Annotated in this window: 12 protein-coding genes and 2 tRNA genes; 1 reads left to right on the top strand and 13 read right to left on the bottom strand. The window is 51.8% G+C overall.

Annotated elements, in window-relative coordinates:
* Positions 1–41: 41 nt before the first annotated feature.
* From truB to rlmE, 12 genes are all read right to left on the bottom strand, one after another.
* Positions 42–986 (bottom strand): tRNA pseudouridine(55) synthase TruB, encoded by a 945-nt coding sequence (truB, locus tag Q0796_RS06575; RefSeq protein WP_298441309.1) that lies wholly within the window; start codon positions 984–986, stop codon positions 42–44.
* A complete protein-coding gene (gene rbfA, locus Q0796_RS06570) occupies positions 986–1,393 on the bottom strand; it encodes a 30S ribosome-binding factor RbfA (RefSeq protein ID WP_298441307.1) in 408 nt (135 codons plus the stop codon). The genes truB and rbfA overlap by 1 nt, the downstream gene beginning before the upstream one ends.
* A 50-nt stretch (positions 1,394–1,443) precedes the next feature.
* Positions 1,444–4,101 (bottom strand): translation initiation factor IF-2, encoded by a 2,658-nt coding sequence (gene infB / locus Q0796_RS06565; protein ID WP_298441306.1) that lies wholly within the window; start codon positions 4,099–4,101, stop codon positions 1,444–1,446.
* 28 nt (positions 4,102–4,129) lie between these two features.
* Positions 4,130–5,632, bottom strand: coding sequence for a transcription termination factor NusA (gene nusA / locus Q0796_RS06560; RefSeq protein ID WP_298441304.1), 1,503 nt, complete (start codon positions 5,630–5,632; stop codon positions 4,130–4,132).
* A 25-nt stretch (positions 5,633–5,657) separates the two neighbouring features.
* Positions 5,658–6,113, bottom strand: a complete 456-nt coding sequence (gene rimP, locus Q0796_RS06555; RefSeq protein ID WP_298441303.1) for a ribosome maturation factor RimP — start codon at positions 6,111–6,113, stop codon at positions 5,658–5,660.
* Positions 6,114–6,450: 337 nt separating this feature from the next.
* Positions 6,451–6,527, bottom strand: a tRNA-Met gene (locus tag Q0796_RS06550).
* Positions 6,528–6,578: 51 nt separating this feature from the next.
* Positions 6,579–6,664, bottom strand: a tRNA-Leu gene (locus Q0796_RS06545).
* A gap of 14 nt (positions 6,665–6,678) precedes the next feature.
* Positions 6,679–7,017: a preprotein translocase subunit SecG gene (gene secG, locus Q0796_RS06540; RefSeq protein ID WP_298441301.1), complete on the bottom strand. Its 339-nt coding sequence runs from the start codon at positions 7,015–7,017 to the stop codon at positions 6,679–6,681.
* A 7-nt stretch (positions 7,018–7,024) separates the two neighbouring features.
* Positions 7,025–7,807: a triose-phosphate isomerase gene (gene tpiA, locus Q0796_RS06535; protein WP_298441367.1), complete on the bottom strand. Its 783-nt coding sequence runs from the start codon at positions 7,805–7,807 to the stop codon at positions 7,025–7,027.
* Positions 7,808–7,953: 146 nt separating this feature from the next.
* Positions 7,954–8,784, bottom strand: a complete 831-nt coding sequence (gene folP, locus Q0796_RS06530) for a dihydropteroate synthase (protein ID WP_298441300.1) — start codon at positions 8,782–8,784, stop codon at positions 7,954–7,956.
* A gap of 59 nt (positions 8,785–8,843) precedes the next feature.
* Positions 8,844–10,781: an ATP-dependent zinc metalloprotease FtsH gene (gene ftsH, locus Q0796_RS06525; protein ID WP_298441298.1), complete on the bottom strand. Its 1,938-nt coding sequence runs from the start codon at positions 10,779–10,781 to the stop codon at positions 8,844–8,846.
* A 42-nt stretch (positions 10,782–10,823) separates the two neighbouring features.
* Positions 10,824–11,453: a 23S rRNA (uridine(2552)-2'-O)-methyltransferase RlmE gene (gene rlmE, locus Q0796_RS06520; RefSeq protein ID WP_298441296.1), complete on the bottom strand. Its 630-nt coding sequence runs from the start codon at positions 11,451–11,453 to the stop codon at positions 10,824–10,826.
* 146 nt (positions 11,454–11,599) lie between these two features.
* Between rlmE and yhbY the strand changes: the two genes are divergently transcribed.
* The gene (gene yhbY, locus Q0796_RS06515) at positions 11,600–11,902 is read left to right on the top strand and encodes a ribosome assembly RNA-binding protein YhbY (RefSeq protein WP_298441295.1); all 303 of its coding nucleotides are present in this window, start codon (positions 11,600–11,602) and stop codon (positions 11,900–11,902) included.
* A 105-nt stretch (positions 11,903–12,007) separates the two neighbouring features.
* Here the strand turns inward: yhbY and Q0796_RS06510 are convergent, their stop codons facing one another.
* Positions 12,008–13,300 (bottom strand): alginate export family protein, encoded by a 1,293-nt coding sequence (locus Q0796_RS06510; protein WP_298441294.1) that lies wholly within the window; start codon positions 13,298–13,300, stop codon positions 12,008–12,010.
* Positions 13,301–13,562 lie beyond the last annotated feature (262 nt).

The raw sequence follows: 13,562 nt of genomic DNA, 5'->3' as shown, positions 1-13,562 counted from the left end.
CAGCTCAAGGCGGCGGATTGTAGCGGTTTTATCCGCCCGACTCAACCTTCCTGGCGGTTGATCAGCCGTTTTGGTGCCACCAAACCGGCGTCATCAATCTGGCCTAAACCGATAAAGGTTTTTTCGTCGCCCATGGTCAGGCGTACAACCCCATTTAACGGCGCGCCAGGGATCTGTACTGGTTGCCCGTTCAGCAGATAGCTGGCAACCACTTCAGTCATGTTGACCTCTTCCAGATCCGCCACCGCGGTATCCATTGGCAGCAGCAAAGGATCTAAAAATTCCTTCGGAGCCACTTCTTGGATCTGCGCTTGATTCAGCAGCTCTTCCAACTGCGGCAGAGTTACCATGCGCTCGTACGGGTAGTTCGCCACCTGAGTACGACGCAAGAAGATAACGTGCGCGCCACAGCCCAGCACTTCCCCAAGATCATCAACGATGGTGCGGATGTAAGTGCCTTTGGAAACATGAATGTCCAGTTCCAGCTCGTCGCCTTCAAAGCGCAGCTGGTTCAGTTCAAACACGTTAATTGGGCGAGCTTCGCGAGGGATCTCGATCCCTTCACGCGCATACTTGTACAGCGGCTGACCTTGGTACTTCAACGCAGAGTACATGGATGGCACCTGCATGGTTTCACCACGGAAGCCATCCAAAGCCACATCAATTTGCGCCTGAGTGACCGCGACTGGGCGCTCAGACACCACTTCGCCATCGGCGTCAGAGGTGGTGGTTCGCTGCCCCAGCTTGGCGATAACGGTGTAACGCTTGTCGGACTCGAGCAGGTACTGAGAAAACTTAGTCGCTTCACCCAAGCAGATTGGCAACATGCCCGTTGCCAATGGATCCAGCGCCCCGGTGTGGCCGGCTTTGTTGGCGTGATAGATCCGCTTTACCTTCTGCAGTGCGTCATTGGAGGACAAGCCCTGGGGCTTATCCAACAGCACCACGCCGTCAATCAGACGGCCACGATTACGACGGCGACCCATTACTCTTGCCCCTCGTCTTCATCGTCACGACCGAATTTTTCGATCTTGGCGTTGTCTTCAGCACGCACTTTGCCGACCAAAGTCGCCATGTTGATGCCATCAACCAAAGAGCGATCGTACTGGAAGCGCAGCTCAGGCATTACCCGCAGCTTCACTCGGCCAGCAATCAGAGTACGGATCATCGGCGCCAGCTCAATCAGAGCCTCGATTTGCGCTTTTACTTCCGCTTCGTCGTCGTTCAAAAACGTTACGAAGACCTTGGCGTACCCCATATCACGGGAGACTTCAACTTCGTTAACGGTAACCATGCCCAAGCGTGCATCGCGCACGTCTCGTTGCATCGCCATTGCCAATTCACGCTGCAATTGTTGACCAATGCGGCTTGCTCGACTGTATTGTTTTGCCATAATTTTTCACCAAAAAAAGGGGCCGAAGCCCCTCTTCCTTAATCGCTCGATTACAGGGAGCGTTTAACTTCAACGGTCTCAAATACTTCGATTTGGTCGCCGACTTTAACGTCGTTGTAGTTCTTAACGCCGATACCACATTCCATGCCGTTACGCACTTCTGGAGCATCGTCTTTAAAGCGACGCAGAGATTCCAGCTCGCCTTCGTAGATAACAACGTTTTCACGCAGTACGCGGATTGGCGCGTTACGCTTAACGATACCTTCAGTCACCATACAACCGGCAATAGCACCAATCTTAGGCGACTTAAACACATCGCGTACTTCAGCCAGACCGATGATCTGCTGTTTGAATTCCGGTGCCAACATGCCAGACATGGCCGCTTTCACTTCGTCAATCAGATCGTAGATCACGCTGTAGTAACGCAAGTCTAGGTTTTCGTTATCAACCATGCGGCGCGCAACGGCGTCAGCACGAACGTTGAAACCAACCAAGATGGCGTTAGAAGCCGCAGCCAAAGAAGCGTCGGTTTCGGTCAAGCCGCCCACACCGCGACCGATGATGTTCACTTTCACTTCATCGGTAGACAGTTTGGTCAGAGAGTCTGCAATTGCTTCCAGAGAACCCTGTACGTCAGCCTTCAGTACCACGTTCAGCTCAGAAACATCGCCTTCGGTCATGTTGGTGAACATGTTCTCCAACTTGGCCTTCTGTTGACGCGCCAGCTTAACTTCGCGGAACTTGCCTTGACGGTGCAGCGCAACTTCACGGGCTTTCTTCTCGTCACGTACTACGGTGGCTTCGTCACCAGCAGCAGGAACGCCAGACAGACCCAAGATCTCTACTGGGATGGACGGGCCAGCCACTTCGATCTCTTTGCCGTTTTCATCGCGCATGGCACGAACACGACCGTACTCTAGACCACACAGAACGATGTCGCCCTGACGCAGAGTACCTTCTTGAACCAGGACAGAAGCAACTGGGCCACGACCTTTATCCAAGCGAGATTCGATAACCACACCGCGTGCCATGCCTTCAGCACGAGCGCTCAGCTCAAGTACTTCAGATTGCAGCAAGATGCCTTCCAGCAACTCGTCGATGCCCATACCGGATTTAGCCGATACGTGTGCGAACATGTGCTCGCCGCCCCAATCTTCTGGGATAACGCCGTGTTGAGACAGTTCGTTTTTAACACGATCTGGATCAACGTCTTCTTTATCCATCTTGTTCACTGCGATTACCAGCGGTACGCCAGCAGCTTTAGAGTGCTGAATCGCTTCGATGGTTTGTGGCATTACGCCATCATCTGCAGCCACAACCAGAACAACGATGTCGGTTGCCTTGGCACCGCGAGCACGCATCGAGGTAAACGCCGCGTGCCCAGGGGTATCCAAGAAGGTGATCATGCCGTTGCCCACTTCTACGTGGTAAGCACCGATATGCTGGGTAATGCCACCGGCTTCGCCAGAAGCAACCTTGGCGCGACGGATGTAATCCAGCAGCGAGGTTTTACCGTGGTCAACGTGGCCCATGATGGTCACAACTGGCGCACGGTTAACGTTAGCCGCAGTGGTATCACGATCCGCCATTACTGCGTCTTCGAGTTCGTTCTCGTTACGCAGTACAACCTTGTGACCCAACTCCTCAGCAATCAGCTGAGCTGTTTCTTGGTCAATCACCTGGTTGATGGTAACCATAGAGCCCATCTTCATCATCGCTTTGATGATTTCAGTGGCTTTAATGGCCATCTTGTTTGCCAGTTCGCCAACGGTGATGGTTTCGCCAATCACAACGTCACGAACGACTTTCTCTGCTGGCTTCTGGAAGCCGTGCTGCATGTTGCTTGGTGCTTTAGCACCGCGCTTGTTGCGGCCACCACGACGGTCGTTACGACCACCGCGAGCATTGCGATCTTGGGTTGCAGCCTTCTTCTTACGACGAGGGCCGCTGCGCTCGGCTTTGGCGTCCTGCTGATCTTCAGCAGCACGAGCCTCTTGCGAAGTGGTCACGTGATAGTCGGCGTTCTTTTCTGCTTCCTTACGCTTGGCTTCCTCTTCAGCCCAACGTCCGGAATTTTCTTCTGCCAGTTTCTTGGCTTCTTCAGCCTTTTCTTTGGCTAACTGCTCCGCTTTCCGTGCCGCTTCTGCTTCTTGCGCTTTTAACAATGCTACTGCCTCTTGTTTGGCTTTCTCTTCTTGCGCAACGACGGCCGGATCTTTATCGGCTTTGCGCTCTGCTTCTGCAGCTTCACGCTTGGCTTTTTCTTCCGCCGCTCGTTTTGCCTTTGCCTCTGCATCACGGCGAGCTTGCTCTTCCGCTTCACGCTTAGCGATTTCCGCTGCCCGTTTCGCGTTTTCTTCTGCCTCACGGCGAGCCTGCTCTTCCGCGTCCTGCTTGGCTTGTTCTTCCACAGAGTTGCGCTTCACGTAGGTGCGTTTTTTACGCGTCTCTACTTGAACCGCTTTGCTCTTACCACCGCCGCTGTTAACGCTTAAAGTGGTTTTGGTTTTGCGTTGCAACGTCATGCGGGTGGGCTCAGCCTGACCGCCGTGTTGCTTAGCCAGATGGCTCAGCAAAGATTGCTGCTCATCTTGGGTAACTTTATCGCCGCTGCCTTTTTTAATACCGGCATCAGCAAACTGAGTAATCAGTCGATCAACAGATTTGCCGACTTCCTCAGCAAGGGACTCAATGGTTTTCTCTGACATTATCCTTATATCCTCTGTTGACTGATGATTACGCTTCGTCGCTAAACCAGCAGATGTTCCGTGCTGCCATAATCAATTCGCCGGCTTTTTCCTCGCTCAGCTCTTCGATTTCAGTCAGATCATCAACGCCTTGCTCGGCCAAATCTTCCAAGGTGATCACACCGCGGCTGGCCAAAACAAACGCTAAGTGACGCTCTAACCCTTCCAGAGCCAGCAGATCTTCCGCGGGTTCGGCACCGTCAAGTGCTTCTTCAGAAGCCAGTGCTTTGGTGGTCAGGGCGGTCTTAGCGCGATCGCGTAATACTTCAATGGTTTCTTCGTCCAGACCATCTACTTCCAGCAGCTCTGCTACTGGTACGTAGGCGATCTCTTCCAACGTAGTAAAGCCTTCATCAACCAGAACGCCGGCAAACTCATCGTCGATGTCTAATGCTTCAACGAAAGTGGCGATCATTTTGGCCGATTCTTGCTCATGTTTTGCAGCCAGATCATCGGTGGTCATTACGTTCAATTCCCAACCGGTCACCTGAGAGGCCAAGCGCACGTTCTGACCATTACGGCCAATGGCTTGAGCCAATGAATCTTTTTCTACAGCAACGTCCATCGACTTAGCGTCTTCGTCTACTACGATAGAGCTTACGTCTGCTGGTGCCATGGCGTTGATCACATACTGAGCGAAGTTTTCATTCCACAGTACGATGTCGATACGCTCGCCGCCCAGTTCGCCAGAAACGGCTTGAACTCGAGCGCCACGCATACCCACACAGGCACCAACAGGGTCGATGCGCTTATCGTTGCTTTTCACAGCAATCTTGGCACGAGAGCCCGGATCGCGGGCAGCACCGATGATCTCAATCATCTCTTCGCCAATCTCTGGCACTTCAATGCGGAACAGTTCGATCAGCACTTCAGGGCGAGAGCGGCTCAGGAACAGCTGCGAACCACGGGCTTCCAAACGAACGCTGTGCAGCAAAGCACGTACGCGGTCGCCAGGGCGGAAGTTTTCACGGGGCAGCATCTCTTCGCGGAACAAGATGGCGTCGGCGTTGTTGCCCAAGTCAACGATGACAGAGTCACGGTTTACTTTCTTAACCACGCCCGTTACCAGCTCGCCTTCTTTGTCTTTAAACTGCTCAACAACCTGAGAACGCTCAGCTTCACGTACCTTTTGTACGATAACTTGCTTGGCGGTCTGGGTGGTGATGCGGTCGAAGGTAACAGATTCGATCTGCTCTTCAACAAAGTCGCCAGCTTGAATCGACTCGTCCTCTTCCATGGCGCGAGCCGCGGACAGGTACACCTGACGAGTGGACACTTCCATCTCGGCATCGTCTTCAATTACTTCCCAACGACGGAAAGTATCAAATTCACCGGTGCGCTGATCGATGCAAACACGCGCATCGATTTCAAGTTCTTGCTTTTTCTTGGTCGCGGTGGCGAGGGCGATTTCCAGCGCCTCGAAAATTTTCTCGCGTGGTACCGCTTTCTCGTTGGATACCGCTTCGGCAACCGCCAGGATTTCTTTGCTCATTTTCAGCCTCGTTTCACCCTGAAACTTAAAATTTCGGAATCAAGTTGGATTTCTGTACGTTCGACAGAATCACCGTAACGTCTTGACCATTACTGCGTAAGGCTACGTTGTCGCCATCGACAGCGATGATCTCACCACGCCACTTACGCTTACCTTCCATTGGCATATTCAGCACCACATTCACTTCGGAGCCGAGATATTTTTCATACTGCGCTGCAGTAAAGAGTGGACGGTCCATCCCTGGGGATGAGACTTCCAAGCTGTATTCCGTGCTGATTGGATCTTCTACGTCCAATACGGCACTCACTTGGCGGCTCACTTCGGCACACGCCTGCACTGAGATGCCATCAGCGTGATCGATAAATAGGCGTAACACGGAATGGTTGCCCGCACCGATAAACTGCAGACCCCAAAGCTCATAGCCCAGAGCTTCTACTGGTTCTGCCAACATATCGTTCAGGCGCTGTTGAATCGTCGCCATGGGTTTACCCCTATAAACAAAAAAAGGGCTAGAAGCCCTATTACCGACTATCTAGGATAGTCAAACCCCAAGGGACAGCAGTCATCAGTCGCCCGAGAACGTGCTTTGATGCACTTTTTCTGGCGACCAAATACAAAAAACCCCGTTTAAAAACGGGGCTTAAAGTTAGCTATACCCTGTTTAGAGTCCCATTTCTGAAACTCGGCAGCAGTTACTGCCACCGTCCTCGCTACGGATTTGGACTGAAGTCCGACCTTACGGTCACGAGGTGTTATCAGTACCGGGCAATAGGTGACTAATAACAGTTAGAGAGATACGCATATCTTTCTAAGTAAATTGGTTGCGGGAGCTGGATTTGAACCAACGACCTTCGGGTTATGAGCCCGACGAGCTACCAGACTGCTCCATCCCGCGTCAATTTCGGTTGCACTCTAACACAACAGCGTTGCATCAGAAAGCGAATAATGGTGCCGAGAGCGGGACTTGAACCCGCACGAGCATAGCTCACCACCCCCTCAAGATGGCGTGTCTACCAATTCCACCACCTCGGCACAGAAACTTGTTGTTAGTTAGGCACGTCGCTAGAGGTTTTTTCTTCGACTGGTGCTTCACTAACTGGTTGTTCAACTGCAGGAACTTCTAAGTTGTTCCAATCATCAGTTTGAACATCTGTGTTGGCGCTAATGCGACCCAACAGCAGACTTAACACAAAAAACAATGTTGCCAGCACCGCGGTGCTGCGGGTCAGGAAGTTGCCTGAACCGGAGGAGCCGAACAGAGTACCAGAAGCACCGGAGCCAAAAGACGCTCCCATGCCAGCTCCTTTACCTTGCTGGATAAGCACCAGGCCGATAATAGCCAGAGCAACCAACAAGTAACAAACCATTAAAATTTCAAAAACCATCGTTCAATCATTCCGATTCTGAGGCGATGCGACACAGATTAACAAAGTCGCTTGCATTCAAACTGGCTCCACCGACTAAGCCACCGTCGACGTCCGGTCGGGTAAACAAGTCAGCCGCATTGCTGGGCTTAACGCTGCCACCATAAAGGATTCGAATTCTTTCACCAACGTAAGGTGAAATTTCCGTCAGACGCTGACGAATAAAAGCGTGCACTTCCTGAGCTTGCTCAGGGGTGGCGCTCTTGCCGGTTCCGATAGCCCATAAAGGCTCGTAAGCAATTACCGCGTTATCAAACGCCATAATGCCCACTTTATCAAGCACCGCGTTCAGCTCGCCATTTAACACCTCGAAGGTGCGGCTTGCTTCACGTGCAGCTAAGGATTCACCAACACACAAAATCGGGGTTAAGCCCATCTTCTGCGCCATGATAAATTTATCTGCGACGATGTCGCTGCTTTCGCCGTACATACGGCGGCGTTCGGAGTGACCGATGATAACATAGCTACAGCCGAATTCCTTCAGCATTGCCCCAGAAATCTCGCCGGTGTAAGCGCCAAATTCTTGGTGGCTCATGTTCTGGGAACCAAGGTAAATCCGATGGTTAACCAGCTCACTGCTACGTATTGACAACTTCTGTTGCAAGCTATCAAGGTAAACACTAGGTGGGCAAAGGACCACTTCAGCTGAGCTGTTAGACAGCAGCTTAAACTTTTCCAGTACCTCTTCGCCTAACTGTTGGCTGCCTGCCATTTTCCAGTTTGCGGCGATGATTGGACGTCTTGTGGCCATGTGCATCTCCTGTGAAAGCGGGCGAGATAATAGCTAACTGACTTTTAAGTTACAAGAGCCGAAAGCAAACACCTCGGCCGTTAGCCGATTCTTTAAGCAAAGCTATGATTTTAAAGCGAGTGGCGCAGTTTTACTGAACAATATCACTATTGAAAACGGTTTACTTGTTGCCACACTTTAATCGCATCAGCGGTTTCTGCTACGTCGTGCACGCGCACGATCTCCGCCCCCTGCTGTGCGGCCAGTAACGCGCCCGTTACGCTGCCGACAAGGCGTTGCTCTACAGGGCGCTGCAGTAAGTTGCCAATCATCGATTTTCGCGACAAACCAATCAACAGCGGCAATTGTTGTGCTCGCAACGCATCCAGCTGCGCTAACAGTTGGAAATTATGATCCAAGGTTTTACCAAAACCAAAACCGGGATCCAGTACTAACCGAGCAGGCTCTATCCCAGCTTGCTCGCACTGACGAATACGCTGTTGGAAAAACTGAGTGATCTCAGCAAACAGATCATCATAATGCGGAGCCACTTGCATTGTGCGTGGCTGCCCCTGCATATGCATTAAGCAGATCGCCGCATCGGTTGCCGCTGCCGCTGCTAAGGCACCGGGTTCTTGCAAGGCACGTACATCGTTAATGATCCCTGCCCCTGCCGCCACCGCAGCGGTCATTACCGCGGCTTTCGAGGTATCAATGGAGATCACCACATCCAACTGAGCGCGGATCGCCTCGATCACCGGTATGGTACGGCTGAGTTCTTCATCTAAGTGAACCTCGGCTGCACCAGGGCGTGTGGATTCGCCCCCGATGTCGATGATGGTCGCCCCCTGCTCTACCATCCGTGCCGCTTGTGCAACTGCGGCATCTAAACGGTGGTGTTGGCCACCGTCCGAAAAGGAATCTGGGGTGACGTTTAAGATCCCCATGATCTGCACCGAAGACAGATCCAAGCTTTTATCCGCACAACGTAACAGCATGCTGAAATCCTTATACAAAAAGGCCCCGCACGGGCGGGGCCTTATCAATCGTAACGCGACTACTTCGCCGGCGCTTCTTCGCTGCCTGCAGCGGCGTCATCAGCAGGTACATCGGCTTCCGCCTTAGCACCACCATTGCTGTTGTCGTCGCCTTGGTCTTTACTCGCTTGTTCCCAATCCATCGGTGGGCGCACTTCGCGGCGTTCCATTAAGTCGTCGATTTGACGGGCATCAATGGTTTCGTACTGCATCAAGGCTTCGGTCATGCTATGCAAGATATCCATGTGTTCTTCCAAGATGGCACGAGCACGGGCGTAGTTGTTGTCGACAAAGACTTTAATTTCTTCGTCAATCAAGTGCGAGGTTTCATCCGACATGTGGCTGGCTTTCGCCATCGAACGACCCAAGAACACTTCGCCATCTTCTTCGGCGTAGTTCATTGGCCCCAGCTTGGAGGACAGACCCCACTGGGTAACCATTTTACGGGCAATGTCGGTCGCACGCTCAATGTCGTTGGACGCGCCCGTGGTTACCTTGTCGTCACCGTAAATCAGCTGCTCAGCGATCCGGCCGCCATACAAACTGGAGATCATCGATTCAAGGTGCTGCTTCGAGTGGCTCCAACGATCTTGCTCTGGCAAGTACATGGTCACGCCCAAAGCACGGCCACGAGGAATGATCGAAACTTTATAGACCGGATCGTGCTCAGGCACCAAACGACCAACAATGGCGTGACCGGACTCGTGATAAGCAGTCATGCGTTTTTCATCCTCAGACATCACCATGGAACGGCGCTCTGCGCCCATCATGATTTTGTCTTTGGCTTTTTCAAACTCTTCCATTGCCACTAAGCGCTTGGAACCACGGGCTGCAAACAACGCCGCTTCGTTAACCAAGTTAGCCAGTTCCGCACCAGAGAAGCCAGGGGTACCACGGGCAATCAGAGCGGCATCCACCCCTTCAGCCAGTGGCACTTTGCGCATGTGCACTTTCAGGATCTGTTCACGACCACGCACGTCTGGCAGGCCAACGGTAACCTGACGGTCAAAACGGCCTGGACGCAGTAACGCCGGATCCAGTACATCTGGTCGGTTCGTGGCAGCAATCACGATAACGCCTTCATTGCCTTCAAAACCGTCCATCTCAACCAGCATTTGGTTCAGGGTCTGCTCGCGTTCATCGTGCCCACCGCCTACACCTGCGCCTCGTTGGCGGCCTACGGCGTCGATTTCATCAATAAAAATGATGCACGGTGCTGATTTTTTCGCTTGTTCGAACATGTCGCGCACTCGGGATGCACCCACACCAACAAACATTTCAACGAAATCAGAACCCGAGATGGTAAAGAACGGCACCTTGGCTTCACCGGCAATGGCTTTCGCCAGCAGGGTTTTACCGGTACCTGGTGGACCCACCAACAACACACCGGTTGGGATACGGCCACCCAGTTTCTGGAACTTGGTTGGTTCCCGTAGGTAATCAACCAGTTCTTTCACCTCTTCTTTTGCTTCGTCGCAACCCGCAACGTCAACAAAGGTGGTTTTGATCTGTTCTTCGCTCATCAGGCGGGCTTTGGATTTACCAAAAGACATCGCGCCTTTACCGCCGCCACCTTGCATCTGACGCATGAAGAAGATCCACACCCCGATCAGCAGCAGCATTGGGAACCATGAAACGAAGATCTGGGTCAGCATGCTTGGCTGTTCAGCCGGCTTGCCTACCACTTCAACGTCGTACTTCATCAGTTCATTGAGCAGATCTTTATCGTAGACCGGCATATAAGTGACAAATTTTTCGCCACTGCTGGTGGTACCGCTGATGGTGGATTGGTCCTCAATCTCAACCGAGCGCACTGAACCGTTTTGGTAGGCTTGCACAAAGGTGCTGTAGCTCATGCCATCGCTGTTGCCAGCAGACGGCGAGTAACCTTGAAACACAGTCATCAATACAACTGCGATAACAAGCCATAAAATCAAATTCTTTGCCATATCGCTCAAGGGATATAACCTCACAAATTCCTTGGTTTACTAAGGGCTAGCTTACCCTTTGTAACCGCTTGCCACAATGTAGACTTCACGAGAACGGGCCCGTGAACTGTCCGGTTTACGTATCTTCACGCTGGTAAAACGGTTACGCACTTCTTGCAGATATTGATCAAAGCCTTCGCCTTGGAACACCTTGACCACAAAAGCACCACCTTTGGCCAGTACCTGATGGCACATATCAAACGCCAATTCGACCAGATACATAGAGCGCGCCTGGTCTACGGTGCCGGCACCAGAGAAGTTTGGTGCCATGTCTGACATCACCACATCAATTTTGCTATCACCGACGCGACTCAACAAGGCATTTAACACCGCTTCTTCACGGAAGTCGCCTTCTAGGAAATCGACCCCTGCGATTGGGTCCATCGGTAAAATGTCACAAGCGATGACAACGCCATCCAAACCCACTTGTTCAACCGCGTATTGCGACCAACCACCGGGGGCGGCGCCTAAGTCCACTACCGACATCTTAGGTTTAAGTAGCTTATCTTTTTGTTGGATCTCTTCTAACTTAAAAATGGCTCGAGAACGCAGCCCCTGCTTCTGCGCCTTCTTTACGTAGTGATCATCGAAGTGTTCGTCCAACCAGCGTTTCGAACTGGCAGTGTGTTTCTTTTTACTCATGCCCTGTGGCTACCCCTGTGTGGCCATCAATACTGCAGATCAGTATGGTTAGAAACTGCATTCAGTATGGTTAGAAATAGTATTAACGGTTAGATGCGGCTAGAATACGCGGTTTTCAAGTCCACAATGTCAAAAAGAGTGCCCTAATGAGCCAATTGACCACCAAACAGAAGCAGTACCTGAAAGGGTTGGCCCACAAGCTCAAGCCTGTTGTGCTCCTCGGCGCCAACGGCCTGACCGAAGGTGTACTGGCAGAGATTGAACTGGCACTAGACTGCCACGAGCTGATCAAAGTGAAAGTTGCCGCTGAAGACCGCGAAGAAAAGAAAGCAATTATGGCTGCTATCGTACGCGAAACCAAGGCAACTGAAGTACAGACCATCGGTCACATTCAGGTGTTGTTCCGCCCAACCGTCGATCGCAAGATTGAAGTGCCTAAAGCACGTTAAGCGCTGTTGCGGTTGAACAGGCCACTGTAACGGTGGCCACAAAAAAAGGAGAGGCTAAGCCTCTCCTTTTTTGTATCTGATTGTTAGCTGAAGCTAAGCGAAGGCTTAGAAGCTCGCACCAACCCAGATCCATACTTTGTCGGCGTCTACTTTTGCCTTGTAAGTGGCTACACCATTAGCGACCTTCTGGAATTTCGCATCTCCTGCGCTAAAGGCAGCGTACTTGATGCCAGCGTTGTAGTTTTTACCAAATTTCTTGCTGAAAGCTACGTCAAATTCAGATCCCGCGTCATCACTGGTGTTTCCAGCGAATTCATGGTCAGTAGTGAAATCGTGGTAAACCACAGCAAATTTGCCGCCCAAAACTTTGGTAGACAGGTTGATGTACATGTCTTGCAGACCTTCGGTTGGCGTGCCCAAGAACTGATCCGCCCAACCGTTGAACTTGTGCAGGGTCGCCAGCGGGGTAGCGAAGCCGCCTTTGCCGTCGTCAGAGCCCAGCACTTCGTAACCCAGCTTGGCGTTTACGCCCATAAAGGCGGTGCCCACTTCAGCCAAGTAGTAGTTGGTGTCGGCGTCGTTCGCTTCGTTTTCCTGCATGGCGTATTCGAACTGGTAATTCAACGGCATGTCGGCGGCTTTGGTTTTGCCCGCAAAACGCACACCGTAGGTGTCTAGGTTGTCGTTATCAACCTGATCGTTATCCAGCAAGTAAGCGTATGCAGTCAGTTTGCCCAGACCGGTTTTCCAGCCCAAGTTCACCAAGTGGTCTTCAGAATCTACGTCTTTCTCTTCACCGAAGATGCGGTTACGTTGGTTGATGTAAACGTACTGCAGGCTCAGATCTTTGGTTGGGGTGTGGATCAGGTTTACGCCATCAAAAGTTTGACGATCTTGACGCCAGCCAACGTGACCAACAAAGCGGTGGTTGTCCATGGTAATAACCTGACGACCTACCGTCGCTTTCACCATGTCGTTCTGGTAGCGGATGAAGGCCTGATCCAGCTCGGTAGTGTTTGGATCCACAATCTTAGCGTGGTCGCTGTTTTTGCCGTTGGTGTCGTTGTAATCGTTTACGCCGAACACATCGCGGGAATCTTCAAATTCAATCAAACCAGAGAAACCGTTTACTTGAGCGGTTTCAAAAGTCAGGCGGGTACGCAGGGTCAGTGCGTCAGCGTCTTTGGCGGCGTCATCTTGATCCACCATTTCGTAACGCAGGCGTGCGTCAACTTTTACGGTGCCTTGTTTTACGGCTTCTGCCACGCTGTTTGCTTCAGCAGCAGAGGCGGAGCCAGCAGCAAGTGCCATCATGGTAAAGCCAGCTAAGTAACGTAATTTCATCATCATCTCCTGAGGGGTGCAGCACAGTACGCAGATCATCTGGGTGAACGTCATACATGTTTCTGCTTAGTTGAATCAGTACTCATTTTGTCGATAAACGCAGCGTATTTGTTAGCGAGATGCTGCGTTAAATGAATACCTCTTATGGGGCAGATAGTCGCGCCACAAAGGTGTCAGAACTATACCTCTTTAGGAGTACATGGTAGCAAATCACACCCAGCTCGGAGTAACACCGCCTTTGGGTGAATAAGTTTCGAAAATAGGGCGACGATCGGGGCGACCTATCACAATCGGCATTCAGTCGCGGAGCAATCAT

Origin of the sequence: uncultured Ferrimonas sp. (genome assembly GCF_947489035.1) — a bacterium.
Lineage (GTDB): Bacteria > Pseudomonadota > Gammaproteobacteria > Enterobacterales > Shewanellaceae > Ferrimonas.
This window is presented reverse-complemented; position numbering and strand designations above follow the sequence as displayed.